The 25,909-nt window shown below is 43.8% G+C and carries 25 protein-coding genes, 1 tRNA gene and 1 rRNA gene; 17 read left to right on the plus strand and 10 right to left on the minus strand.

Annotation, left to right across the window (positions count from 1 at the left end; genetic code table 11):
- Window positions 1-16: 16 nt before the first annotated feature.
- From TERMP_RS04675 to TERMP_RS04690, 4 genes are all read left to right on the plus strand, one after another.
- A tRNA-Ala gene (locus TERMP_RS04675) sits at window positions 17-93 on the plus strand.
- 120 nt (window positions 94-213) lie between these two features.
- Window positions 214-3,243 (plus strand): 23S ribosomal RNA (locus TERMP_RS04680).
- Window positions 3,244-3,404: 161 nt separating this feature from the next.
- A complete protein-coding gene (locus TERMP_RS04685; protein ID WP_013467212.1) occupies window positions 3,405-3,878 on the plus strand; it encodes a magnesium-dependent phosphatase-1 in 474 nt (157 codons plus the stop codon).
- A complete protein-coding gene (locus TERMP_RS04690; protein ID WP_013467213.1) occupies window positions 3,878-4,444 on the plus strand; it encodes a DUF366 family protein in 567 nt (188 codons plus the stop codon). Before TERMP_RS04685 ends, TERMP_RS04690 begins: the two co-directional genes overlap by 1 nt.
- Here TERMP_RS04690 and TERMP_RS04695 read toward each other — a convergent pair whose 3' ends face one another.
- Entirely contained in the window at window positions 4,445-5,044 is a 600-nt protein-coding gene (locus TERMP_RS04695) for a hypothetical protein (protein ID WP_013467214.1), read from the minus strand.
- A 69-nt stretch (window positions 5,045-5,113) separates the two neighbouring features.
- Window positions 5,114-6,046, minus strand: a complete 933-nt coding sequence (locus tag TERMP_RS04700) for a PhoI (protein WP_237702877.1) — start codon at window positions 6,044-6,046, stop codon at window positions 5,114-5,116.
- An 88-nt stretch (window positions 6,047-6,134) separates the two neighbouring features.
- On the opposite strand from TERMP_RS04700, the gene lysS reads away from it, so the two are divergent.
- The 6 genes from lysS to TERMP_RS04730 all read left to right on the plus strand — a co-directional run bounded on the left by lysS (window position 6,135) and on the right by TERMP_RS04730 (window position 12,638).
- A complete protein-coding gene (lysS, locus tag TERMP_RS04705; RefSeq protein WP_013467216.1) occupies window positions 6,135-7,715 on the plus strand; it encodes a lysine--tRNA ligase in 1,581 nt (526 codons plus the stop codon).
- 133 nt (window positions 7,716-7,848) lie between these two features.
- The gene (locus tag TERMP_RS04710; protein WP_048159759.1) at window positions 7,849-8,430 is read left to right on the plus strand and encodes an indolepyruvate oxidoreductase subunit beta; all 582 of its coding nucleotides are present in this window, start codon (window positions 7,849-7,851) and stop codon (window positions 8,428-8,430) included.
- A 146-nt stretch (window positions 8,431-8,576) separates the two neighbouring features.
- Window positions 8,577-9,491 (plus strand): phosphate signaling complex PhoU family protein, encoded by a 915-nt coding sequence (locus TERMP_RS04715; protein WP_013467218.1) that lies wholly within the window; start codon window positions 8,577-8,579, stop codon window positions 9,489-9,491.
- Between the two features lie 62 nt (window positions 9,492-9,553).
- On the plus strand, window positions 9,554-10,474 hold the full coding sequence (locus TERMP_RS04720) for an isoaspartyl peptidase/L-asparaginase family protein (protein WP_013467219.1): 921 nt from the start codon (window positions 9,554-9,556) through the stop codon (window positions 10,472-10,474).
- A gap of 2 nt (window positions 10,475-10,476) precedes the next feature.
- Window positions 10,477-11,682 carry an MFS transporter gene (locus TERMP_RS04725; protein ID WP_013467220.1) on the plus strand — a complete coding sequence of 402 codons (1,206 nt, stop codon included), beginning with the start codon at window positions 10,477-10,479 and terminating at the stop codon, window positions 11,680-11,682.
- Window positions 11,682-12,638, plus strand: a complete 957-nt coding sequence (locus tag TERMP_RS04730; RefSeq protein WP_013467221.1) for a radical SAM protein — start codon at window positions 11,682-11,684, stop codon at window positions 12,636-12,638. The genes TERMP_RS04725 and TERMP_RS04730 overlap by 1 nt, the downstream gene beginning before the upstream one ends.
- On the opposite strand, the gene TERMP_RS04735 is transcribed toward TERMP_RS04730, so the two are convergent.
- Window positions 12,625-13,152, minus strand: coding sequence for a hypothetical protein (locus TERMP_RS04735; RefSeq protein ID WP_013467222.1), 528 nt, complete (start codon window positions 13,150-13,152; stop codon window positions 12,625-12,627). The two genes, TERMP_RS04730 and TERMP_RS04735, sit on opposite strands and share 14 nt — an antisense overlap.
- Before the next feature lie 28 nt (window positions 13,153-13,180).
- Entirely contained in the window at window positions 13,181-14,116 is a 936-nt protein-coding gene (locus tag TERMP_RS04740) for a serine/threonine-protein kinase RIO2 (RefSeq protein WP_048159760.1), read from the minus strand.
- A gap of 90 nt (window positions 14,117-14,206) precedes the next feature.
- On the opposite strand from TERMP_RS04740, the gene TERMP_RS04745 reads away from it, so the two are divergent.
- Complete coding sequence (locus TERMP_RS04745) at window positions 14,207-15,319, plus strand: MFS transporter (protein ID WP_013467224.1); 1,113 nt, start codon at window positions 14,207-14,209, stop codon at window positions 15,317-15,319.
- Here TERMP_RS04745 and TERMP_RS04750 read toward each other — a convergent pair.
- The gene (locus TERMP_RS04750; protein ID WP_013467225.1) at window positions 15,306-16,502 is read right to left on the minus strand and encodes a proteasome-activating nucleotidase; all 1,197 of its coding nucleotides are present in this window, start codon (window positions 16,500-16,502) and stop codon (window positions 15,306-15,308) included. The two genes, TERMP_RS04745 and TERMP_RS04750, sit on opposite strands and share 14 nt — an antisense overlap.
- A 197-nt stretch (window positions 16,503-16,699) precedes the next feature.
- Between TERMP_RS04750 and cas6 the strand changes: the two genes are divergently transcribed.
- Window positions 16,700-17,449 (plus strand): CRISPR-associated endoribonuclease Cas6, encoded by a 750-nt coding sequence (gene cas6, locus TERMP_RS04755; RefSeq protein WP_013467226.1) that lies wholly within the window; start codon window positions 16,700-16,702, stop codon window positions 17,447-17,449.
- Here cas6 and TERMP_RS04760 read toward each other — a convergent pair.
- The gene (locus tag TERMP_RS04760; RefSeq protein WP_013467227.1) at window positions 17,406-18,311 is read right to left on the minus strand and encodes an MraY family glycosyltransferase; all 906 of its coding nucleotides are present in this window, start codon (window positions 18,309-18,311) and stop codon (window positions 17,406-17,408) included. The genes cas6 and TERMP_RS04760 overlap by 44 nt on opposite strands.
- Window positions 18,312-18,366: 55 nt before the next feature.
- Between TERMP_RS04760 and TERMP_RS04765 the strand changes: the two genes are divergently transcribed.
- Window positions 18,367-19,689: an HAD-IA family hydrolase gene (locus TERMP_RS04765; protein WP_013467228.1), complete on the plus strand. Its 1,323-nt coding sequence runs from the start codon at window positions 18,367-18,369 to the stop codon at window positions 19,687-19,689.
- A gap of 6 nt (window positions 19,690-19,695) precedes the next feature.
- Window positions 19,696-20,061, plus strand: coding sequence for a DUF2304 domain-containing protein (locus TERMP_RS04770; protein ID WP_013467229.1), 366 nt, complete (start codon window positions 19,696-19,698; stop codon window positions 20,059-20,061).
- Here the strand turns inward: TERMP_RS04770 and TERMP_RS04775 are convergent.
- From TERMP_RS04775 to TERMP_RS04785, 3 genes are read right to left on the minus strand one after another with little or no spacing between them, the layout of a single operon-like run.
- Entirely contained in the window at window positions 20,058-20,603 is a 546-nt protein-coding gene (locus TERMP_RS04775; RefSeq protein WP_013467230.1) for a deoxycytidylate deaminase, read from the minus strand. The two genes, TERMP_RS04770 and TERMP_RS04775, sit on opposite strands and share 4 nt — an antisense overlap.
- A 50-nt stretch (window positions 20,604-20,653) precedes the next feature.
- Window positions 20,654-21,433: a M48 family metallopeptidase gene (locus TERMP_RS04780; RefSeq protein ID WP_013467231.1), complete on the minus strand. Its 780-nt coding sequence runs from the start codon at window positions 21,431-21,433 to the stop codon at window positions 20,654-20,656.
- Window positions 21,434-21,438: 5 nt separating this feature from the next.
- Complete coding sequence (locus tag TERMP_RS04785; protein ID WP_013467232.1) at window positions 21,439-21,804, minus strand: BlaI/MecI/CopY family transcriptional regulator; 366 nt, start codon at window positions 21,802-21,804, stop codon at window positions 21,439-21,441.
- A gap of 156 nt (window positions 21,805-21,960) precedes the next feature.
- Here TERMP_RS04785 and pyrH point away from each other — a divergent pair, with 156 nt between their 5' ends.
- The 3 genes from pyrH to TERMP_RS04800 are packed head-to-tail and all read left to right on the plus strand — an operon-like array spanning window position 21,961 to window position 24,648.
- A complete protein-coding gene (gene pyrH / locus TERMP_RS04790) occupies window positions 21,961-22,644 on the plus strand; it encodes a UMP kinase (RefSeq protein WP_013467233.1) in 684 nt (227 codons plus the stop codon).
- 40 nt (window positions 22,645-22,684) lie between these two features.
- Window positions 22,685-24,004, plus strand: coding sequence for an NAD(P)/FAD-dependent oxidoreductase (locus tag TERMP_RS04795; RefSeq protein ID WP_013467234.1), 1,320 nt, complete (start codon window positions 22,685-22,687; stop codon window positions 24,002-24,004).
- The gene (locus TERMP_RS04800; RefSeq protein WP_013467235.1) at window positions 24,001-24,648 is read left to right on the plus strand and encodes an RNA 2'-phosphotransferase; all 648 of its coding nucleotides are present in this window, start codon (window positions 24,001-24,003) and stop codon (window positions 24,646-24,648) included. Before TERMP_RS04795 ends, TERMP_RS04800 begins: the two co-directional genes overlap by 4 nt.
- A 3-nt stretch (window positions 24,649-24,651) precedes the next feature.
- On the opposite strand, the gene TERMP_RS04805 is transcribed toward TERMP_RS04800, so the two are convergent.
- On the minus strand, window positions 24,652-25,884 hold the full coding sequence (locus tag TERMP_RS04805) for an MFS transporter (protein WP_013467236.1): 1,233 nt from the start codon (window positions 25,882-25,884) through the stop codon (window positions 24,652-24,654).
- Window positions 25,885-25,909 lie beyond the last annotated feature (25 nt).

Consider the following 25,909-nt stretch of genomic DNA (forward strand, 5'->3'; position numbering starts at 1 on the left):
TGGGCCTGCCTAATGTGGGCCGGTAGCTCAGCCTGGGAGAGCGCCGGCTTTGCAAGCCGGAGGCCCCGGGTTCAAATCCCGGCCGGTCCACCACGAAGAGGTGCACATCCCGAGCAACGCTCGGGGTGGAAGGGCCCTAGACCCCGAACAGGGGTCACGATGAGGGCCGTGCATAGGCGGATTGGCCCAAAAAATGCCCAGCCCCTTGAGTAAGGGGCAAGAAACCTAAGCCGCCTGGTGGATGGCTCGGCTCGGGGCGCTGACGAAGGGCGTGGCAAGCTGCGATAAGCCCCGGTGAGGCGCAGGCAGCCGTCGAGCCGGGGATTCCCGAATGGGACCTCCCGCGGCTTTTGCCGCACTCCCGTCAGGGAGGGGGAACGCGGGGAATTGAAACATCTTAGTACCCGCAGGAAAAGAAAGCAAAAGCGATGCCGTGAGTAGGGGCGACCGAAAGCGGCACAGGGCAAACTGAACCCTGGGTGGAAACACCCAGGGGATGTGGTGTTGTAGGGCCCTGCGTTGGAGCCTCGGGGGTGAAGCCGAAGTCCGCTGGAACGCGGCGCCGGAGAGGGTGATAGCCCCGTAGGCGTAAGCCCCCAGGCTCCTGCAGGGTTCCTGAGTACCGTCGGTCGGATATCCGGCGGGAAGCTGGGAGGCATCGGCTCCCAACCCTAAATACGTCCCGAGACCGATAGCGAACTAGTACCGTGAGGGAAAGCTGAAAAGCACCCCGGGAGGGGGGTGAAAAGAGCCTGAAACCAGGCGGCGATAGGTGGGTGCGGCCCGAAAGGAGTGAGCCTTCCCGAAGGAAACCCCGGCGACGGGGGAGTACGAGGGAAGGGGACCGGGGTTGCACCGTCCGTCTTGAAACACGGGGCAGGGAGTTCACGGCCGTGGCGAGGTTAAGGGGGTAAAACCCCGAAGCCGTAGGGAAACCGACAGGTCCGCAGCCCGTAAGGGCGAGGGACGGGGTGTGAAAGCGCCCGGAGTCACGGCCGTGAGACCCGAAACCGGTCGATCTAGCCCGGGGCAGGGCGAAGTCCCTCAACAGAGGGATGGAGGCCCGCTAGGGGTGCTGACGTGCAATTCGCTCCCGTGACCCCGGGCTAGGGGTGAAAGGCCAATCGAGGCCGGAGATAGCTGGTTCCCGCCGAATTATCCCGCAGGATAGCCTCCCCGGAGGTAGGCGGTGGGGTAGAGCACTGATTGGAGGTTTAGGGGGAGAAATCCCCCGGCCTCCTGTCAAACTCCGAACCCACCGCCGCCGTAGATGGGGGGAGTAGGGCGACGGCGTAAGTCGTCGGCCGAGAGGGGAACAACCCAGACCGGGGTTAAGGCCCCAAAGTGCCGGCTAAGTGTTACTCCAAAGGGTGTCCCTGGCCTTAGACAGCGGGGAGGTAGGCTTAGAAGCAGCCATCCTTTAAAGAGTGCGTAACAGCTCACCCGTCGAGGTCAGGGGCCCCGAAAATGGACGGGGCTTAAGCCGGCCGCCGAGACCCCGGCGCACGGACCGATTGGTCCGTGATCGGGTAGGCGGGCGTCCCGGTGGGGTAGAAGCCGGGCCGTAAGGTCCGGTGGACCCGTCGGGATTGCGGATCCTGCCGGGAGTAGCAGCATAGCCGGGTGAGAATCCCGGCCGCCGAAGGGGCCAGGGTTCCACGGCAATGTTCGTCAGCCGTGGGTTAGTCGGTCCTAACTCGGCCCGTAACTCGGTGCCGAGGAAAGGGAAACGGGTTTATATTCCCGTACCGCGGAGGTAGGTGCGGCAACGCAAGCCCGGAGGGTGACGCCTCGGGGTAGGCGGACCGGTCGATAAGGCCGGCTAAGCGTATAAGCCCGGGGAGTACCGTAATGGTGAGAACCGGGTGAAAGCGCGAATGGCCTCCCGTAAGGGGGGTTCCGCCGATCCCTGGGGCCCGTGAAAAGCCCTCCGGGAACGATCCTCCGCGACCGTACCGAGAACCGACACTGGTGCCCCTGGGTGAGAAGCCTAAGGCGTGTCGGGGGAAACCCAGCCGAGGGAACTCGGCAAATTGGCCCCGTAACTTCGGGAGAAGGGGTGCCTGCGGGTGTGTAACCCGCAGGTCGCAGTGACTAGGGGGGCCCGACTGTTTAATAAAAACACAGGTCCCAGCTAGCCCGAAAGGGTTTGTACTGGGGCCGACGCCTGCCCAGTGCCGGTATGTGAAGCCCGGGTACAACCGGGTGAAGCACCGGTAAACGGCGGGGGTAACTATAACCCTCTTAAGGTAGCGAAATTCCTTGTCGGTTAAATGCCGACCTGCATGAATGGCGTAACGAGGTCCCCACTGTCCCCGGCTGGGGCCCGGCGAAACCACTGCCTGGCGCATATGCCAGGGACCCCCGGTGGGAAGCGAAGACCCCATGGAGCTTTACTGCAGCCTGCCGTTGCCGTACGGCAGGGGGTGCGCAGCGTAGGCGGGAGGCGTCGAAGCCCGGTCTCCGGGCCGGGTGGAGCCGTCCATGAGACACCGCCCACCTCCTGCCGTACGGCTAACCCCCGAATGGGGGGACAGCGGTAGGTGGGCAGTTTGGCTGGGGCGGCACGCCCCTGAAAAGGTATCAGGGGCGCCCTAAGGTCGGCTCAGGCGGGTCAGGAATCCGCCGTAGAGTGCAAGGGCAAAAGCCGGCCTGACTGGACCCGTAACAGAGGCGGGTCCAGCCCCGAAAGGGTGGCCTAGCGAACCCCAGTGCCTCCCCGGTGGGGGCCTGGGATGACAGAAAAGCTACCCTGGGGATAACAGAGTCGTCTCGGGCGAGAGCCCATATCGACCCCGAGGCTTGCTACCTCGCTGTCGGCTCTTCCCATCCTGGCCCTGCAGCAGGGGCCAAGGGTGGGGGTGTTCACCCATTAAAGGGGAACGTGAGCTGGGTTTAGACCGTCGTGAGACAGGTCGGATGCTATCTACCGGGGGTGTTGGCCGCCTGAGGGGAAGGTGCCCCCAGTACGAGAGGAACAGGGTGCCGCGGCCTCTGGTCTACCGGTTGTCCTACAGGGCATAGCCGGGCAGCTACGCCGCGTCCGATAAGGCCTGAAGGCATCTAAGGCCGAAGCGGTCCCCGAAAATAGGCGGCCACTCCCTGGCGCAGGGCCTGGGTGACCGGCCCATGCCAGGGACGAGGGCGCCCGCAGAAGACGGGTTTGATGGGGCGGGGATGTAAGCGGGAAGGGAAACCGACCCGTTTAGTCTGCCGCTCCCAACAGCCCGAGTTTCTTGCCCCTGAAAGAGGGGCTGGGCATTTGATAGGCCAATCCGCCTATGCGCGGCCCTCAAAAGTTTGACCTTTTCTGGGAAATTTTCTAATGACATTGGATTGAAAAATCTAAGCACTTGGGGAATGTCTTATAACCCCAAAGTCCATAAATCTGTTAGGGTGGTTAAATGAGGTTGCTGATTTTAGATTTGGATGGCACTTTATGGGATCACGAAGATGCTTCTCAGCTTGTACCACCTTTTGAGGTTCATGATGATACTGTAATTGATGCTTATGGCAATAAGCTTTCACTGTTTCCAGGCGTTAGAGAATTTTTAGAGTGGGCAAAAGACAGGTTTATCCTGAGTATAGCAAGTTGGAATATGGAAGAACTCGTCAGACCAATCCTTGAAGCTCTTGGGCTCTGGGATTACTTCATCTTTCCTAAAATTGAGAATCATCCAGACAAAGCAAGCATGATTTTAAGAACAGTGGAACAGCTCAAGAGTATAGGATATGAAGTTGACGAAATAATTTATATCGACGACAGAACACTCCACCTTCAAGACATAAAAAGGGAAATTCCAAATGTTAAATTCATTCAAATGTGGATTGATGTAAAAAGTTTTGAAGAGCTGAAAAAAGTCTTGGAGGGTTTATGATGGAACTCTTAGTTATTAAAGACAAAAGAATTGATTACGATGGCTCGGCAATAAGAAGCCATTGGGCTTATAGAAATTTTGGGATTCTTGGAAACTCCATAGTTGTGTTTAGGGGTAAGTGCAACGTTAAAGTCGAAGAGATGATTGACATTGAAGATGCGAGAGCTCAAAAGGAAATCAAAAGCGACGATATGATTCACTACATAATTGAGATTTTTGCCTTTCCTAACGTTCTACTTGCATCGGCATTGCAAAAGCTGTTCATAGCAAAGATCTGCGAGTTCTTATCTGAGTATGGTGTTAAAACCAAACGAAAAGGAGACGACATATATGTTGAAGATAAAAAGCTTAGCATCTCAATAGCAACAGTTTCTCCAGTTAGCATTAAAATCCACATAGGAATAAATGTTGAAGCCAAGGGAACACCCAAAGATGTCAACGCTATTGGCTTAAGAGAAATCGGAATTGGTGACATCGAAACATTTATGGAGAAGAGCGGAAAAGCTTTACAAGAAGAGTTCAATAAGGTGAAAAAGGACAGCTTAAAGGTTAGATGGGCTGAATAATTACAAGACTCCCTTTATTAAAATCCCAACAAGAGGAACTGCTAAGTTATCATCGAGAAACCTCTGATACTCCGCCAATGTAAGTATCCCAGCCCAGATAACCTTTGATACAATCGAAGACTGTGGGAAAATAATCGCTACTATTATGAGTGCAGAAATTAAGTATCCCAAACTACCAATCCAATGCTTTCTGAGCCTAACATCGAATCCCTTTGCCTTGAAGTAGAAAAATCTCAGTATTCCAGTGACACCATCACTTATTGCCATCACAAGAAGAATTACAACGGCGTATTCCTTCTCGATGAACCAAGCAACAGCCGCGGCTGAAAATGCAAAGAAAACTTCGCCATAATTACTTCTTATTTGATACCACGACAGCTCATCCTTCTTTATATGTGTGAACAGCTGAAAAGCTCCAAACAAAAATGCTGCAGCTGCAAAGAGTTCTCGGGCAATTAGCCCAGCATTGTAAAACAACACAGCTGGAACAATGCTGAAATGAATTATCTTCCTGTTTACCCATGCATATTCCTCTCCAAGATACCTCGTTATCCATATTGCAAAGAGGATAAATGCTGCCGCAACTCCAGCATAGATCATGATTCCACCAAATGAAAAGATTGAAAATGGGGCTAATATATTTTTCGTCTGACGCCTAACATTGAGTAGCTAAAAGCCGAAAGCACTTTTAGCATTCAGAAGAGCCCAATAGAAGTCATTGGAATGGACTATAATGAAATGGTCTTTTTCATTACTGAGCTCTCCTCTTGACTTTCCTTCCAGCTCCCCATAAAGCCCGATAATCTTAATTTTTGGATATGTTGTTGAAAGCTTAAGTGTTATTCTCCCTGCCTTTCCTTCCCTCCACACTATGCCAACTTTTAAGCCAGCTTTTGTTTCTGTCCTCTTTTTCAAGCCCAGCTTAAGATATGGCAAAACTTCCTTGTTTACTCTATTTTGTTCTGTCTTTTCGTTTAGGTACTCTTTAACCAGTTCAAACGACTCTAAGCTCAGATTGTAGCCAAAAACAGGGATACCAAGATTTTTGGCCTTCCGCCCCCTATAGGAATAAACCTCAATCTCTTTTCCATTGCTTTTTGATGCAAAATACATGCCTTTCGGTCTTTCATTAGCAAATCCTCCGAGTTTTTCAGTTATATCTCCAAAAGCATCAATAGGTAACGAAAAGCTGGCCCAGGTGCTCCAGATTCTTGGAGGGACTTTCACAAAACCCAAATCCTCAAGATGATAATTTTTAACTTCAAACTCCAATTTCAAGAACCCTTTCTCATTTATTAGCAGTTTCAATAGTGCTCTTTCTGGGCCTATTTCAGCAAAATTACCGTTCTCTTTAATTTTTCTACCCTTTAGCAGCTTATCTTTTCTGAGTTTTCTACCAGTTTTAAAGGCTGCCACAACTGGTATTGGAGTTGCAAAGCCCTTTTCTTTGTCGTAAGGCACTTTAAATCCTGCTTTTAGAAGCTCTTCTTGAATTTCCAAAGATGCTGGAAAGAACACTTGAAAACTTTCAAGCTCATAACTTCCTAATTCGTTCCAACCCATTTTCATCAACACCTTTGTTTTTATTTTTACTTTTCTCATTAGTTATACATCAACAACTTTATAAAGTTTTCGAAGAAAGAGCCAAAGCTTAAAAACTATCTCTCATATTTACCAGCAGGTGGTGAGAATGGTTCATTGGGCAGATTACATGGCTGAAAAAATAATACGAGAGAGAGGTGACAAAGAGGAGTACGTCGTTGAAAGCGGCATAACTCCGAGTGGATACGTCCATATTGGCAATTTTAGGGAGCTTTTCACCGCTTACATTGTCGGTCATGCATTAAAAGACAAAGGGAAAAAAGTTAGGCACATTCATATGTGGGATGATTACGATAGGTTCAGAAAAGTTCCAAAAAATGTCCCAGGCGAATGGAAAGAATACTTGACAATGCCGGTCAGTGAAGTACCCGATCCTTGGGGTTGCCATAACAGCTATGCAGAACATTTCATGGAGCTCTTTGAAAGTGAAGTTGAAAAACTCGGCATAGAAGTCGATTTCCTGAGAGCAAGCAGGCTTTACAAGACTGGAGAATATGCCAAAGATATAAGAAAAGCTCTTGAGAATAGAGAAAAGATAGTTGCAATTCTTAACAAATTCCGCGACATGGCGAAACAGCCTCATTTGGAGGAGAGTTGGCAGCCAGTTCAAATTTACTGTCCAAAGTGCAGAAAAGAAGCAGATTTTATCCAGTGGGATGGTGGATGGAAGGTAGAATACAAGTGTCCACATTGTGGAAGTGAAGGAAAGACGGACATAAGGGAAGGAAATGTAAAGCTGAGGTGGCGTGTGGATTGGCCCATGAGATGGGCGCACTTTGGAGTTGATTTTGAACCTGCAGGAAAAGATCACCTGGCAGCTGGTTCGAGCTTTGATACTGGGAGAGAAATTATCAAAACGGTTTATGGCAAAGAGCCTCCACTGACACTCATGTACGAGTTTGTTGGAATAAAAGGACAAAAAGGTAAAATGAGCGGCTCAAAAGGCAACGTAATCCTGCTCAGTGACCTCTATGAAGTTCTTGAGCCCGGAGTAATAAGGTTCCTCTATGCCAGACACAGACCAAATAAGGAAATTAAGATTGACCTCGGTTTGGGTTTGCTGAACCTCTACGATGAGTTCGATAAAGTCGAGCGCATATACTTTGGTCTTGAAAATGCAAAAAATAAGGAGGAAGAAATTGAGCTCAAAAGAACATATGAACTCTCAATGCCAAAGATTCCAGAGCGGTTAGTTGCCCAGGCACCATTTAGATTCCTCGTCGTCCTTGTGCAGATGCCACACTTGGATGAGGGCAAAATTATTGAAATCCTCAAAAAGCAAGGCCACATTCCCCAGGATCTTGCCGAAGAAGATACTGAAAGAATCAAACTCAGGATTATGCTCGCAAAGAACTGGGTAAGCAAATACGCTCCAGACACAGTGAAATTCTCACTCCTCCAAGAGCCTCCAAGAATTGAGATAAGCGAAGAAATTAAAGAAGCACTTAATGAAGTTGCTAACTGGTTGGAGAGTAGGGAGGAGTTCAGCGTTGATGAGCTTAACAACATAATCTTTGATGCTGCGAAGAAGCGCAACATTCCAAGCAAACAGTGGTTCAAGATTCTCTATCAGCTGTTCATCGGCAAAGACAGAGGACCGAGATTGGCAAGCTTCTTGGCTTCTCTTGACAAGGACTTTGTAACCAGAAGGCTTAGGCTTAAAGCTTAATTCCCTTAATTCCCTATTTTCGATTATATTTTGCCCAAAGAGAACCAAAATCTCAAAATTTTCAGAAAACCCCACATTTAGCTCTGCATTATCTTTTTAACATTTCATTCTCCAAAGTTCTATGGTGATAATGGTGGAGTTTAATCTCATCATCGCTGGAGTTGGAGGTCAAGGGGGATTAACTCTTTCAAGGATAATTGGAAATGCTGCAATGCATGAAGGCTACAAGGTCAGAATAGGAGAAACACTTGGCATGAGCCAGCGATATGGTAGTGTTCTCTCATATCTGCGCTTTGGTGAAGAGGTTTATTCTCCACTCATTGAAGAAGGTGAGGCTGATTTAATGTTCGCTTTAGAACCAGCAGAAGCCCTAAGAAATGCACGCTTTTTAAGCAGAAAGAGCCATGCAATTGTAAATGCCTATCCAATACACACAGCAACAACACTGGTAGGAAAGGAAAGGTATCCCAATTTAGATGAAATAAAAGAAGCACTCCTGAAGATTTGTCCTACTGATATGCTCAACTTCCAAGAGGTGGCAGATAAAATAAATCCAAGAACTTTGGGTGTCGTAATGCTTGGCTATGCCTATGGAAGAGGTCTCATTCCCCTTAAAAAAGACAGTTTAAGAGAAGGAATAAAAGAGACTCTTAAAGAAAAACTCTGGGAAATTAACTTTAGGGCTCTTGAAGAGGGTATAAAATTAGTTCGTTAACTTTGCCCTTCTCATAATCTTTATATATTCTGCGTAATCTATATAGGCATTGACCGTTAGTAATTTCAACACTGGTGAGAATTATGATGATATATACTGGAATAGATAAGAGGGAATGACCTTTGGCATTCTTGAGGTGGTAAAAGATGGAATTCAGAAAAATTCAGTTTACTGGTAGGAGCTCCTATATAATCTCCCTTCCAAAAAAATGGATTAAGGAGAATAATTTAAAACAAGGGGATGTTGTGCCGCTGGTCATTAACCCAGATGGCTCAATAACAATCCTTCCAAAAGAACCCAAAGAAATTAGCGAAAAGAAAGAGTTAATGATTTCAGAAGAATATTCACCAGACATGGCCATCAGGCTTATTATCTCGGCGTACATCCAGGGCTATGATGTTCTTGAGATTAAGTTCACAAAGGAGCTGCCCCATTACAAAGTCAAAATTAGAAAAGTGATTCAAAGCCTGCCGGGAGTTGAGATAATACTTGATGAACCCACAAGAATAGTCGGTAAAAGCCTGCTTGCTGATGAGGAAATAAACCTTAGAGAGATTTTAGAAAGAATAAATTCAATAATAGTGTCCATGCTTGAGGATCTATACTTCATGAAAAAATCCCAGACAAAAGAACTAATTAGAGACATCAACGACCTCGAAAACGAGCTTGACAGATTTTATTTCCTCACAATTAGGGCTGTCAACAAAATACTTTCTAAGAGGAGTTTAATCGAAGAAAGCGGAATCGTCAGGAGAAGCTTTGATCTAATTGGAATCTTGTTCATAGTCCGCAACATTGAAAGAATTGGGGATCACATCATCAGGATTGCCGAAAACTTTGACGATGACATTGAGATTGAATATATAAGGAAGATGTACACCGAGATGCTCAGCCAAATAACCAAGAGAGACTTAAAGAAAATAGATACCCTTATGCTTGCTCTGAAAGAAAAAATCAGACAGATAGACTACAAAAAGTCCATCGCAATGGATAGCTATCGCAGAATTCTCGAATACTTGGAAAACATAGGTGAAACGATAATTAACATGGCACTAAGCTAATCATCTTCTCGATTCCACAACTTTTTTAACATTCTCAAATTCATTAAATAAAGGTGGTCTCAATGGTCGCGATTATCGTTCATGGAGGAGCTGGGACTATCAAGAATGAGGAAAAAATTCCAAAAGCCATTAAAGGTGTAAGAGAGGCTGTTTTAGCAGGATGGAAAGAACTTAAGAGAGGCTCCGCATTGGACGCTGTGGAAGAGGCAGTTAAAGCTTTAGAAGACAATCCTATCTTTAACGCTGGGACGGGGAGTGTGCTAACTTTAGATGGTAGAATTGAAATGGATGCTGCCATCATGAGGGGAAAAACTCTTGAAGCAGGAGCCGTTGCCAGCATATGGGGCATTAAAAATCCAATAAGCGTCGCAAGGAAAGTCATGGAGAAAACTGATCATGTTCTTTTAGTGGGAGAGGGAGCACTTAAATTTGCCCGTATAATGGGTTTTGATGAGTATGATCCAATAACCGAAGAGAGAAGGGAACAATGGAAAAAGCTTAGAGAAAAACTGCTAAAAGAGGGTACAATTCCATACTGGAAAAAGATCAGCGAGCTGATCAAAGAACATCCCGAAGTTCTGAGGAGCACAGTAGGCGCTGTTGCATTCGATGGAGAAGAAGTTGTTGCTGGCACTTCAACTGGAGGAGTTTTCTTGAAAATGTTTGGCAGGGTCGGCGATACTCCAATAATAGGCGCTGGCACTTATGCAAATGAACTTGCCGGAGCATCTTGCACTGGGCTTGGGGAAGTTGCAATAAAGCTTTCCTTAGCAAAGACCGCAGTTGACTTTGTTAGACTTGGATTGAGTGCACAGAAAGCAAGTGAAGCTGCAATCGAGATGGCAACCAAATACTTCGGAAAAGATACCATGGGAATAATCATGGTTGACCGAGAGGGAAACGTTGGATTTGCGAAGAACACAAAGCACATGAGTGTTGCATATCTGAAAGATGGTATGAATGAACCATTCGCAGGGATATAACTATGAGAACAAAAGACTTTCCGGGAGATATCTGGATACTTCACCTTTCAACATTTTTCTTCTTCCTTGGTATTGCATTAGTTTCACCCCTGATATCCCCATTAGCAATTCTGTTAGGAGCGACTCCCCTCATAGTGGGTTCAATTGCTTCAGTTTCTTCAATTGTCTCATTTTTCTTAAAACCCCTCGGAGGATTTCTTGGGGACCGGGGCTGGAAGTTTCAAGTTATGATGCTTGGAAGTGGTTTAGGTGCACTTGCCGGAGTTTTTTACATAGCATCTATCCCATTTGGAAATTTGGCACTGTTTGCAGTTGGTAGGGGCATTCACGGCTTTGCTATGGCACTGTTTTTCCCCTCCTCGCTTGCAACGGCAATTGAACTCGCTCCAAGGGGCAGGGTGGGTGAGACCTTAGGCTGGCGTGGGATGATGTTTTCCTTCAGCAACTTAATTGGACCAGCGATTGGAGGCTTTGTTGCTGAATATTTAGGTTTTCAGGCAGCTTTTGCTTTTACAGTTATTGTTTCATTAGTTGCACTGCTCTTTGTCTTCATTGCATATAAAAGAGATAAAAACAGAATTAAAACAAAAAGAGAACATAAACATGAGCATGTCTCATACCGTCTATTGTTAAATTCATTCTTTGTTGCAGCTTGTTTCTCACTGCTTTTCATGTCTCTGGCATACAGTGGAACATTCACTTTCTTACCCGCATTGTACAAAGTTCTGGGGTTGGGTACAAGCGCCTTTGGAATATATGCCAGCATAATGGGTGGATTCAGCTTACTCACAAGAGTCTTTGGGGGAAGAGAAGCCGATAGGAGGGGCCCAATTCCTGTTGCAACTTTTGGGTTCCTGCTGCTCTTACTCGCATATATCATGCTTTCTTTGCATCCAACTCCTCCTCTGGCATATTTAAGTGCAATCCCTCTTGGAATGGGTTTTGGCTTTGCTGTTCCTTCCCTCCAGATGATGGCATTGGCTAAACTCCCGCAAAAAATCAGGACTTTCGGTTCGAGTATTTATACAATGTTCTTTGATCTCGGCTACTTGGCAGGACCTCTGGTATTTGGGTACATTGCTCAACTGAAAAACAGCTATGAAGCAGTTTTTCCAATGTTCCCACTGGTTACAATTTTATCATTAATCATTCTCCAACTCCCAAGATTTTTAAAGAGAGATAGCCAAAGCAAAAAGGGTGTGAGCTAATGCTCATTAGAGTTTCATATGGAACGGCCATCGCAATGGGGCTAATAAAGGCAAAGATGCTTGCAAGGCCAACTACAGCCTACTTGATGATCTATCATAATGGAAGGTGCATAAACAATTGTGCTTTCTGTCCACAGGCAAGAGAGAGCAGGGCAGATTTAAAAAAGCTCTCGCGGGTAACGTGGCCCGTCTTTGACCTCAAGACTGTTCTTGAAAAGTTAAAGAACGGAAAGTTTGCAAGGATATGCCTACAAACTGTTGATTATGAAGGTCTGGAAGAGGATGTATTGACCCTCCTTGGAGCTTTTTACAGTCTAAATTTGCCAATATCAGTCTCCATAACCCCAGTTGATAGAAGGTATCTTCAGAAGTTTAGAGAGCTCGGCGTTGATTATATCGGTGTTGGATTAGATGTTGCAAGTGAGAGGCTCTACAACGAGATCAAGGAATCTTTATACTCTTGGGATGAAATGTGGAGATTCACAAAAGATGTCATTGAAATCTTTGGTGAAAAGAAAGCATTTGTCCATTTGATAATTGGACTCGGTGAAACAGATAAAGAGGCACTTGAAGCCATTCAAAAAGCTTATGATATCGGTGCGGAGGTGTCACTTTTTGCCTTTACACCAATCAAGGGAACAAAGCTCGAAAATCTTAAACCGCCTGGCTTAAATAGGTACAGGAAAATCCAGATTGGGCATTATCTCATTAAAAATGAAATAAAACGTGTTGAAGAGTTTAAATTTGATGACAAAGGAAATGTACTTAGCTTTGGAATAAGCAAGGAAGATCTCATGAAAGTTCTTCAAGAAATTGCAGTAATGACCCATGGATGTCCGGGATGCAACAGGCCATATTACAATGAAAGGCCGAGCAATGAACCATATAACTTCCCTGTTAAACCAAAAGAGGAATACTTAATAAAGCTCATAGAGAAAATCTTTAGTGAGATTTAATCAACACTCCAAGAGCTTTTTTTAGCTCTGGAGTGCTGATGGATTCTAAATATTTTGTTATGTCCTTTTCCCCCTCTGCTATTGCTATTAATCCTCTCACAAATGCATATAACTCCTCATTACTCTCAAGATATCTGCACATTGATTCCATGTTCTCTTTAAACACTTCCAAATTTCCCCGTTCTTTCAAGATAAAGAGCATATCTCGGATTCTCTCAATACCAACTAAGTATAAATCTCTGTTCGGAGCATTATAAAGAGCTCTTAATGCACACTTTATACTTCCCCTGTAGTTGTCTTCCTCAAAAAAGACTTCAGCCAGCTTAAAGCATGCTTCAAAGTAAATTTCAGGAAAATAGTCTTTTGAAAGCTCTAATACTTTATCAAGCTTTTTCTTCGCTGTTTCAAACTCTCCCTTATTTTCAGCTTCCAATGCCTCTCTAAAAAGCTCAGCTATCTTACGTCTCCTCTCCCACATTTCAAACTCTTTTAAAAACCTCGGCTTCTTCTCCATTCTATTTCGCCACATTATTGATACCTACTTAATCCTTATTATCTTTTTCTCCTCTACTTTCTAACCAAGCTTCATAGAATTCATTCCAAACCTCACTAAAGTCCTTTTTAACTCGCCATCTTCTGTGAAAAGCATTCAGTAAAACTGATATATCTCTTCTTAGGTACTCCAAACTCTCTGGATATGCAGTTGGCAGGTATTGAGGCCAGTCAATAATCAAGATATCATCATCTTCTGTTAGAACTATGTTAAACTCACTCATATCAGAATGAACAATTCCAAAGCGCACTATCTTAAGGTATTCGTCTAAAACCTTATTGAGAATATCCTCAGCCTCCTCCCTTGTCAAATCATCATCCCTAAGTTCGCTCAGCTCAACACCCTCAATGAACTCCATCACTATGGCATGTCTGTTCCATGCTATCGGCTTCGGAACTTTGGCTATAGGAGAAAGCAACTGCAGAGCCTCATGCTCTCTCTCAGCAACTAAACGTGAGATGTAGAGCCAGCTTATATGATGTTTGTCAATAAAATCCCTTCTGTAGAGTTTAATTCTGGTAAAACTTGTCCTCCCAATACGGTTGAACTTGACTGCGACTTTTTCTCCTTGAGGGGTTATTCCAACATAAACATCAGCTTCTTTTCCAACACCAATCTGAGTTTGACTTATTGCCTCGATAACACCTTTCCTTGCAAAGGCTCTAATCGCTAAAACATCATATCCATGAATAGTGAGCTGATAGCCAATATAACCAATATCACTTCTCCTCCTTACGAGCATCCAGTTATCAAGTTTCCCTAAGCGATAAGAAGCAGTCTCAACATCGGTTCTCGCAAACTTGGCAATATCCTCTAACGGCACCCATTGATGATGGCGCATATTCAATTCTACCCCTCTCAATATCCGGAAATCTATGTCTTTGAGATTGTGATAAACTTCAAGTGCTATTAGTTTGCTGACCATTTTTACCCCAGTAAGAGTTTGAAGGTTCATTTTTAAACCCTTACCTAATCTAAGATAAATTTTTAAACGCTTAACTCTTTATCTAAAAGCATGCGGAAGAAACTATTACTGCTCCTCTCCCTCGGATGGATATTTAACTATGCCCATAGAATGGCTATCCCACCTCTCATCCCTATAATAAAGACAGAGCTTGGAATCAATAACGCCCAAGCAGGTCTTTTGATGACTTCCCTTCTCTTACCCTATGCTCTAATTCAGGTTCCCGCAGGATATTTGGGGGATAAACTTGGAAGAAAAAAGCTTGTTGTGATCAGTATTCTTGGTTATTCCCTTGCAAGCGCACTCATAATCTTTGCAAAAGAGTATTGGGAATTGTTAAGCATAAGAGCTCTTTACGGCATTTTTGCAGGTCTTTACTATGCTCCAGCGACAGCTCTAATCAGCGACATCTATAAAGGAAGGAAAGGCTCAGCTCTTGGTGTTTTTATGGTTGGCCCGCCAATAGGAAGTGGGATAGCCCCTCTGATTGTTGTTCCTATTGCATTGGCTCTGGAGTGGAAATACGCATTTTTGGTTCTTTCTGCTATGAGTGCGATAATTGGCATTACATTGCTTCTATCCATAAAAGGAGAACTTCATGAAGTTGAACATGCAAAGCTTAGAATCCCAAAGCATGTCATTAGGCTGAGCATTATGAATTTCATAAGTATGCTGGCATTCTTTGGCATGCTGACATTTCTTCCAGATTTCTTTGTAAACAGGGGGAGAAGCTTAGAGGAGGCTTCATTATATTTCTCTATCCTCTCAATAGTTGGGATTGCAGGCTCTCTGGTAGGTGGCACAATTTACGACAGGCTTAAAAAGAAGAGCCTAATTCTGTCCCTTGGATTTAACGCCTTTCTTTCATTCCTGTTAGCAAAAACAGCAATGCCCATAATAATGCCAATTCTGGGTTTGTTTTTCTACTCAGTTGGCCCAATAGTTACAGCGTATACTGCAGAACAGGCAACAAATGAAAATAAAGGGTCAGTAATGGGTTTTGTCAATATGATGGGATTCTTTGGAGCAACTCTCGGCCCATATCTCCTTGGAGTCCTAATTGACACCTTGGGTTATGGGGAGGCATTTTATTTTATTCCACTGATGTATATGGTTGCATTGATAATAATAGGGACACAAAAGAAAAGGATCAGCCATACATAACCTCATGCATAGCTATCTGCTGTGCCAATCTCTGTTCTGACCCAAATACCTTCTCCACAGCCTTCAGAAAATCCTCCTGTGTTACATACTCCCTTCTGTCTCTGATGGCGAACATTCCAGCCTCCGTTGCTATGGCTTTGAGATCTGCACCGCTTGCTCCTTCTGTCATCTCTGCAATAACTCTAAGATCCACGTTCCTGAGGTTCATCTTCCTTGTGTGAACCTTGAGGATTTCAAGTCTACCTGCAAAGTCAGGTAAAGGAACTTCAATCAATCTGTCAAATCTTCCTGGCCTAAGAAGTGCTGGATCTAAGATATCAGGTCTGTTAGTTGCTGCTATTACCTTAACGTTACCTCTTGGATCAAATCCGTCAAGCTCTGCTAAAAGTTGCATTAAGGTTCTGTTAACTTCTCTTTCTCCTCCAGTGGTTTCCTCTAATCTTTTAGCCCCTATGGCATCAATTTCATCTATGAAGATTATGGTGGGGGCTTTTTCTTTTGCCAGCTCAAACAGCTCATGCACCAATCGAGCACCTTCTCCAATGTATTTTCTTACAAGCTCACTGCCAACAACCCTGATGAATGTTGCATTAACTTCCCTTGCAAGAGCTTTGGCCATCAATGTTTTTCCACATCCCGGTGGACCATAAAGGAGGACACCCTTAGGTGGTTCAATTCCAACCTTTTCAAACAGTTCTGGATGTTTAAGCGGAAGCTCAACTGCCTCTCTGAGTTCTTGCAGCTGCTTCTTTAATCCCCCAATATCGTCATATGTCACGTTTGGTCTATCAATAACTTCAAACCCAAGGACAGAAGGATCCTTCGGTGATGGCAGTATTTCAACAACGGCCATTGTCCTCTGGTCAAGTGCTACTCTGCTCCCCGGTTTCAGCTTTTCCTTTTCAATCCATGGTGCTATTCTGACCACAAATCTTGGACCGTTGTAATTCTGAACTATCGCCCTGTCATCGTCGAGTATCTCAAGCAAAGTTCCAGCAAAAGCTGGTGGCTGTCTTAACCTTGACATCTCCATTCTTAAGCGTGAAAGCTCCCTTTCAAGTCTCTCCTTGTCTGCCTCAAGTGTTCTCACTTGAAGTTCAAGCTGTCTAATTCTTCTTTTTAGATAAATGATGTAATCATCATACTCATCATGAGATTTGACGACATCATTAATGTCACTCATAACCCATCCCTCCATAACTAATTTTGTGAGAAGAACTTTTAACTCTATTCCCGATTACCATTAGATTCGCCTAACCTTCACTTCTTAAGCTTCTTTATAAAGTTTTGGTACGATTTTTGATATGTACTAACTCAACTCGAAATTCTTATTAACGATGAATGCGTATATTTTAATGCTTAATCAGGAGGGTGGGTTTAATGAGAATAGAAATCAGGCTCAAACCCAGAGATGAAGGGACGATTCTCCCCTTTAACTACAACTATGATGTCTACACTCAAATTATTCAAAAAGTAGCCATAAACTCCCCCGAGCTTGCAAGATTGCTGGAAACTACCCACAAGGACTACTTTACATTCTCCAGAATAATGGTAAGAAAAAGAGAACTTATACCCGATAAGGGAATTAAAATTCTGTCCGATGAGGTATGCCTTTACATCTCTTCTTCAGTTGTTGATGTAATAAAATCCATAGTTGAGGGATTCATTGAAAATCCCGTGCTTCAAATTGAAAATTCAACATTCATCATGGATGGTGTTAAGGTTCTCCGAGAACCCAAGATAAAAGATGGTACTCTCTTCTCCACTCTGAGCCCTATAATAGTGCGGACGGTAAAGCTTGAAGGGAATAGAATGAAAATTTGGGATTTATACCCCAGTGAGGAAACATTTCACGATAAGCTCAGGAAGATAATGCTAATGCGCTTTTCTGAAATTGAGGAGAGAATGCCCGAGGACAAAGATTTTAGAATCGATGTTATAAAGTACAAACCTGTTAGGATTAAAGTCAAAGACACCTACTTCCGGGGTTCCCTTATGGTGTTCCGGTACTATGGATCCAAGGAAATAGCAAAATTTGCCTATGAAAATGGATTTGGTGAAAAAACGAAATATGGGTTTGGAATGGTCAAAGTGATTGATGAAGAAGAAGCACAACGAAGCCGAGAATAGCCTCAATTGCCCACACAATTGCAACAAGCTCATACTCCTTTACCCTTTTTGCCCTCATTATTAAACCCAAGAAGCTTAGATACGGTGGTGCTTTTAAGGTACCATCTTCTAAGATCTCTGTTCTGCCCAGCGGTCGCCCTTTGAACTTTATTTTCGTCTTTAGAAGAAAATCAATCATGTGAGGGACAAGGAGGATTGCCGCAAAGATCTCAACTTTGCCGAGTATCCCAACTAATCCTATAAGGGCTCCCAGACTAAGGGTTCCAGTATCTCCAGGGAAGACCTTTGCTGGATATTTGTTCCACCATAAGAACCCAAGAGCAACAGCAAATCCCACAAAAGCCAACGCTCGAGCATCCCCTGACGTTATCAATCCCAAAAAGAGCAAGGCTATTGCGGAAGTCCCAACTTCAAGCCCATTAAAACCTGCAAGCATATTAACAAGATTTGCAGAAGCTGTCACAAATAGGACAGCAAACAGATAGTATAGTGTCTTCAAATTAATCGTAAAGAGCAGAAGATTAAGACCACTGCTTACTTTTAAGCTCAATAGAGGTAAAGAGATCAGCAGAGAGAGCAGAACTTTGTGAGACTGCCTGAGATTCGTTAAATCATCAATTATCCCTACCACTCCAAAAAGGAGAAATACCAGCAACACTGTTGACAGATTACCAGTTAAAACAGGTGTCAAGACTACTGAAAGAGAGATTAAAATTGCAATTCCTCCCATTTCAGGAATTTCTGGCTTATCCAGCTTATGTATGTCCTTCCCAACTATTCCAGCTTTTTTCATTATATTGGCAGAGTAGAAGGTCAAAATCAGCGAGAGGGATAACCCTATAAATGCCAATACCCAAATCATCTCTGATCCCCAAAAGAATGAGACAGCATAAAAGATAAACCCTTCGGTGGTCTCAATGGACATAAGATTGGCAATATTTGATCTCGATGGAACTCTCATAGGTGCCCCCATGACTTTCACGGAGATCAAGGAGAAGCTGAGAGAAAAACTTCTTGAAATTGGTATTCCTCAAGAAATAATAGGCGATCTAACGCCTATGTATGAAAACCTTTTCAGGATTGCGGAAGAAACTGGAAAGGACGTCAATGGGTTAAAAAAACTGCTTGAAGAACTGGAAGTTAAAAGGGTGTATGAAAGCTTTCTGTTCGAGGGCACAAAAGAGATTCTGGAGTTCCTAAAGAGCCAGGGAATAAAATTGGCAATTATGACAAGAAACTGCAGAGATGCAACACTTAAAGCTTTAGAGATGCATGGGATAAAGGATTATTTCGAGCTTATCCTCACACGGGATGATGTCTCCTGGAGAGAAGTTAAGCCGAATGAAATGCACATTAAAAGAATCCTTGAACATTTCAAAGTTCCTTCCACAAAGACCGTTGTTATTGGTGACCACGGATACGATATTATTCCAGCAAAAAAAGTTGGGGCATTGAGCATTCTGATAACAGAACATGAAAGTGGAAGAATGAGCTTTTCCATTGAAGAAAAAGCAGATTTTGAAGTTCCAACTATGAGGGAACTCTTATCTCTCTTTCGCAGAATTTTAAATGCATATGTTGTTGTTCCAGCATACAATGAGGAGCATACAATTGGAAAAGTCCTTGATGACCTTTTAAGATACTTTAAATCGGAACATATAATTGTAGTTAACGATGGCAGCAGGGATAAAACAGAGGAAATAGCGAAAAACAGAGGTGTCAGGATTCTAACACATCTCGTTAACAGGGGACTTGGAGGGGCACTCGGGACGGGAATAAGGTATGCTCTCTTCAAAGGAGCAGAGCTTATAATAACCTTCGATGCAGATGGGCAGCACTTAGTCGAAGATGCACTAAGGGTCATGAAACCTGTAGCTGAGGGCAAAGCTGACTTAGCCATTGGTTCGAGACTTAGAGGAGATATAAGCCAAATGCCCTTTATAAAGCGCTTTGGAAACTTTGTTCTTGATGCAATAACTGCGGTCTTTGCTGGCAGATATGTCAGTGACTCCCAAAGTGGATTAAGGTGCTTTAACAGGAAGTGTGCTTCCAAAATTAAGATAACATGTGACCGCTATGCAGTATCAAGTGAAATAATAATTGAAGCAAGCAAAAACAAGTGCAGAATTGTGGAGGTTCCAATTAGAGCAATTTATACTGAGTATGCTATGAAGAAAGGGACAAATGTATTTGAAGGCATTAAAATAGCTTTAAATCTGCTTTTTGATAAATTGAGGTGAGCGGAAATGTTGGCGGTTCAGTATATAGCAATTGTAACAATCCTCGGTTTAATGATTTATGTTTTAAGCAAATATGGGAGAAGGGAACTGGAGTGGAAGGATTTTCTGTTCTGGGAAATCCTGCTTTTGATAATGCTGATAATTACCCTCAAACCAATTGAAATTTCACTTGAGATCAAGCGGGTTCTTGGACTCGGCAGGGGTTTAGATGCCCTCTTTGTTGTAGCAATTGGAATAAGCTACTTGATGATATTCAAGGTATATCTTGCAGTTGATAAGGCAGAAAGGGAGATAACAGAGCTTACAAGAAAGATTGCAATAGAGCTGAGGGAAATAAATGAGAAGTTAGAAGAGATAAAGAAAAAAAGTTAATCCTTATCACAGAATTCATTCGCAAACAGCTCCTCTAAGAAAGCCTTAACTCTTTCCTTAGGGAGCTTAAACTGCCTAATTTTTATCATACCTTTTTCCTGAGCTTCTTTAAGCAGAATCTCCGTAGCTTTGTTCGGATACATTTCCTCGTAAACAATCTCCTTTATCCCAGCATTTACCAAAAGCTTAAAGCAAGTATCACATGGAAAGTGGGTAACGTAAAGCGTTGCTCCCTCGAGGCTTATCCCTTTTCTTGCAGCCATTGCTATGACGTTCTGCTCAGCATGAACTGCTCTGTGACAATGCCCATCCACTATCAAACAACCAACATCAATGCAGTGATCCATGCCCCTTGGAGCTCCGTTATAACCTGTTGCAAGGATGTATCCATCTTTAACAGCAACAGCACCAACTCTTAACCTTGGACACGTTGCCCTAAGCGAAACAAGCTTTGCTATCAGCATGAAATATTCATCCTTTGTAGGGCGGATTTTTTTAATTCGCTCTGCTTTTTTCTCATCTAAAACAATCTCAACCTTCACACTCCCACCCAAAGAAGGATTAAGAAACAAATCTTAAAAGAATTTTTGAATCACTTAAGGGTGTCCCTAAACATAGCCCCTTCAATCTCTGCAAGTATTCTCCATATCCTCTCATCATAACTTGGGTGAGTGTCCATAAAACTTTTCTTTTGTTTTCTTTCAATATTGGGCTCTATCCCTGGCAGAGCTGAAGCTCTAACATTTATTCTCAGGTCTTCATAATACTTCAGCTCCTCAAGAGCTTCCTTAAGCGAAAAGGGTCTGTCTAATAGATATAACGCTGTTTCATCAGCCTTGAACTCCCTCTCTTTGAGGAATTTAAGCCTCTCAATTTCATAAAGCATATAAAGCCCCAGCGATGCAAGTACAGCAATTGTGCTATGCACAATTAATGAAATTGCCCCAGCCAAAAAAAGCATGAAATACCTACCATATGCTATAATAGGGAATATTAAGGTGTCACCATTTTTAATATGTCCGATTTCATGGGCGGCAACACCTAAGATCTGCTCTCTGTCCAATACTTCAAACAATCCCAAAGAAAGCACAATCGAATTGCCAAACGAATAGGCGTTTGGGATATAATCGTCAAGGATGTAAACATAGGGCATCCCAATTCCCGCTTTATTAGCCATTCTGGCAATACCATCATACAGCCAAGGCATGTCCTCCCACTTAAGCTTGGAGTGTTCCCTCTTAAGAGAGTGTCTGGTTACCCACAAATACATTAAGAGAAGCATAGAAGCGGAGCCAAATACAACAACTAACCCAAATTTGCCCAAATATAAGACAGTTATCAAAATCTGAGCCAAGATTATGAGTCTCAGCATCTAAATCACTTCTTTATTTTCGAAAGGTATGCAAATGTCGCCTCTTTGAAATTATTCATAAGCGCGTTTAGTATTGTCTCAACGATCCTCTTTTCAAATTCCTCTCTTGTCGTTGTTATGCTGTACACATACCTCATCCCGCCCCTGCCAGTTTCAACACTTCTCTTTAAAAGCCCGCGTTCACAAAGACGGTTCATAAGTATGCTGACCGTTGAGCGCCTCATTTCTGGATGTCTCTCCTTCATGTGCTCATAAACCTCTCCAGCTGTGGCTATCTTTACCTTCCACATATACTCCATAATCTCCGCCTCTAACGGTGGCAGAACTGCTCTCAGTCCCTCTTCATTTAGCTTAAATTCATGGGGCTCCATTCTTTATCACTCTCCCGAAAATTATTTCGTATAGAGGATAAATAAACTTTATGTTTATATAAGTGAGCCAAGAATCTTTGTCATTCTGACAATTTGACAAATTTAGGGCTAAGAAAAAGTTATAAAGCCTGCTGGATTAACTTCGTGAGGGTCGTCATGAGGATAGTCTTTGATATTGGAGGCTCTGTTCTTGTTCCTGATAAACCCGATATTGATTTTATCAAAAAGCTTGCTTACCAGCTCGTCAAGATAAGCGAAGATCATGAAGTTGCTGTTGTTGTTGGAGGTGGAAGGGTTTCAAGAGAATACATCAAAGCGGCAAAAACATTTACCCCAAACGAAACATTCAAAGATTACATAGGAATTCACATCACAAGGGCAAATGCCATGCTCCTTATAGCGGCTCTTGGAGAGAAGGCTTACCCTTTCGTTGTTCAAGACTTCAGAAAAGCCTGGGAGGTCATACAGCTCAAAAAGATACCAATCATGGGTGGAACCCATCCAGGACATACAACAGATGCCGTTGCTGCTCTTTTGGCTGAATATCTTCAGGCTGATTTGCTTGTCGTGATTACAAATGTTGACGGCGTTTATGACAGCGATCCAAGGGAGAATCCAAATGCCAAGAAGCTCAGGAAGATTACAACCGCTCAGCTCGTCGAAATTGCCATGCAGGGAGAGAGCAAAGCTGGAGGGAGCAGTGTGGTTGATGCTCTCGCTGCTAAGTTCATCCAAAGAGGGAAGATCAGGACATATGTTGTTGGCAAAAACGATGCGGTAAACCTCTTTGATGTCATCAGAGGGAAGCACAACGGAACAATTGTTGAGCCTGAACCTTAGATTTTTATACCCTCTTTTCAATTTTTCTTTGGTGATAGTGATGAGAATTGTTGTTATAGGTTCTGGAACAGCTGGGAGCAACTTCGCGCTTTTTGCAAGAAAACTTGACAGGAAGGCTGATATTATTGTCATCGGGAAGGAAAAGACCATGCAGTACTCACCATGTGCCCTGCCGTTTGTTCTCAGCGGAAAAATCCCAAAGCTTGAGGACATAGTTGTCTTTCCAAACAGCTTTTACGAGAAGCAGAAAATCCAGCTGATGCTTGAGACAGAGGCAAAAGAAATTGACAGAGAGAGAAAGGTTGTAATAACAGACAAAGGAGAGGTTCCCTACGATAAGCTCGTCTTGGCAACGGGTTCAAGAGCCTTCGTGCCTCCAATAAAAGGGGTTGAAAATGAGGGTGTCTTCACACTCAAAAGCATGGATGATGTGAGAAAAATCAAAGCCTACATCGAGGAGAGAAAGCCGAAGAAAGCTGTTGTTATCGGGGCTGGTCTTATAGGGCTGGAGGGAGCTGTAGCATTTAGGGAGCTCGGTATGGAGGTTCTGGTTGTAGAGCTTTTAGAGCATTTACTGCCAACCATGCTCGACAAGGATATGGCAAGGATTGTGCAACAACATTTAGAAGAAAAAGGCATAAGCTTTAAATTCGGTGTTGGAGTGAGCGAGATAATTGGAAGCCCAGTTAAAGCTGTCAAGATTGGAGACGAAGAAATCGAAGCTGATCTCGTTCTTGTAGCTACTGGGGTTAGAGCTAACATCGATTTAGCTAAAAAAGCAGGTCTCAAAGTCAACAAAGGAATAGTTGTAAATGAGTATCTACAAACCAGCGATCCAGATATTTATGCCATAGGAGACTGTGCAGAGGTCTTTGATGCAGTAACAGGTGAACGAACCCTCAGTCAGCTCGGCACAACTGCTGTGAGGATGGCAAAGGTTGCTGCTGAAAACGTCTTCGGCAAAAACGTGAGGTTCAAGCCCGTGTTCAACACAGCAATAACAGAGTTGTTCGACCTCGAAATTGGAACCTTTGGAATGACAGAAGAGAGAGCTAAGAGAGAAGGTATAAACGTTGTTGTTGGAAAGTTCAAAGGCTCAACTAAGCCAGAGTATTATCCCGGAGGAAAGCCAATCCACGTTAAGCTGATTTTCAGAAAAGAAGACAGAAAATTAATTGGAGCCCAGATAGTCGGTGGTGAGAGGGTTTGGGGCAGAATAATGACCCTCTCTGCTTTAGCGCAGAAAGGTGCAACGGTTGAGGACGTAGTTTACCTTGAAACTGCTTATGCTCCGCCGATAAGCCCGACGATTGATCCAATAACCGTCGCAGCAGAGATGGCATTAAGGAGATTTAAGTGATTTCCCTTCTTTTTACACTCTCTTCTGGTGAACCTTCAATGAGGGACATCTACATCCACAACGGCAAATTTACAGAAGAGCATAAAGGTGAGCTGTTCTTGAACGGTCGGAAAAGGGTAAAGTTAAGCAAGCTCATGACTTACATTTTGAGACACTCTCCGTGGGAGTTCGACCTCAATCCAGATGACTTCGGATTTATTGAGCTTGACGAGTTCATTAAAGCCCTTAAAAGTGTTTATCCCTGGGTTAAAGAAGAGCACGTCAGAGCTGTTGCTGAGCTTGATCCTAAGGGACGCTTTGAGATTAGGGAAGATAAAATCAGAGCACGCTATGGACACAGCTACGAAGTGTTTTTAGATCACGAGGAAGATACGGAAAGCAGAACCCTTTATCACGGAACACCACGGAAAAATCTGGACAGCATTCTGAAAGAAGGATTAAAGCCCATGAAGAGGAGGTTTGTTCACCTAACAAAGGATAAAACCGAAGCATACTACACAGGCTTAAGACACGGAAAAGATGTCGTAATTCTGGTCATTGATGCAGAATGCTTAAGGAGAAAGGGCTACAGGATATACAAAGCCGGTAAAAACGTTAGAATTGTTAAATACGTCCCACCCGAGTGCATAGTGCTGTGGGAATAATTATTACTGAAGTTTGAACGCCAAAATAAGAGCGAGACTGAGGGGAACCAAAGTCGAAAGGAACATCAGTTTAAAGTTAATTCCAGCTAAATATCCTCCAAGCATTGGTCCAATTGCCCATCCAAGGCTCATCATAGCATTTAAAAGCCCCATTGCCTGAGCCTTTTCACTTGTCTTGACCTTTAATGCCACATATGTCGAGGCAGAGCTGACGGTCATTGACCACTTGATTCCAGAGACCATACAAATCGCAACCATAAGCCAAAGGCTTGTAGCAAAGATATAGCCAACAAAAACGGCCATATACCCGGCAATTGACAAAACGTAGAAAAGCTTTGCCCCATACCGGTCTATTAGCCTTCCTATGAAGACAGCACTTACGGCAGCAGCTAACGAATCAATTCCAAAGAGTACCCCAACCCATTTTTCTCCAAAAAGCTCACCAAAGTAAACCGATAAAACTGAATACACCTCCCCCGACGCTATCATCACCAGAAGCATAGAGATATAGAAAGTCCTCAAGTTTCCACGCATAAACTTTCTAAAAGCTGCACCTTCAAAGATAACCTTATCGCTTTCCCTTCCCTCTTGAACTGCTATTATACCGAAGTCCCTCTTTTTAGGCCTCACCCTTTCGCTTATCATCAGAACAAACAGCGTTCCAAGGGTAGCAAATAAGAACGCAACAAAAAATGCTCCTTTAATTCCAAAATATTCTACAATAAAGCTCCCAAGAAAGTTCCCAAGCATGTATCCAGCGTTTTCAACTGAGCTAAAGAACCCAAAGGCTGAGCCAACTTTAGTTGAGAGCTCCGAGATTAGAGCCGAATGAGCAGGCATCATGGCTGAAGTCAAAGCTCCCTGAAAAGCTCTCAAAGTTAAAAGCAGGATTGGTGAAGAGACCAGAGCCATAAAAACATAAATCAAACCAGAGGAAAAGACTCCAAAAGCTATGAAAGGTTTTCTCTTTTGAGTTCTATCTGAGAGATATCCAAATGGGTACTGAAAGACTGTTGAGGTGATGTTGAACACCACACTTAAGAGACCAACGAAGAGCATTGTGCCCCCAATTATCCTCATATAGACGCTCAGGTAGGGAAAGGCCATGCCCCAAGAAACATTTGCAAGAAACATCCCGATAGCAAATAGGACAATGTTCTTCCTTCTCTTCTGCTTTGTGTTAAATTTGCCCACCCTTTCTCTTAGCGCCTGCATTACTGCCTTCTCCCTCTTCATCGCTCTCAACTTTTCAAAAACGTTT

It is taken from the genome of Thermococcus barophilus MP (assembly GCF_000151105.2).
Classification (GTDB): Archaea; Methanobacteriota_B; Thermococci; order Thermococcales; family Thermococcaceae; genus Thermococcus_B; species Thermococcus_B barophilus.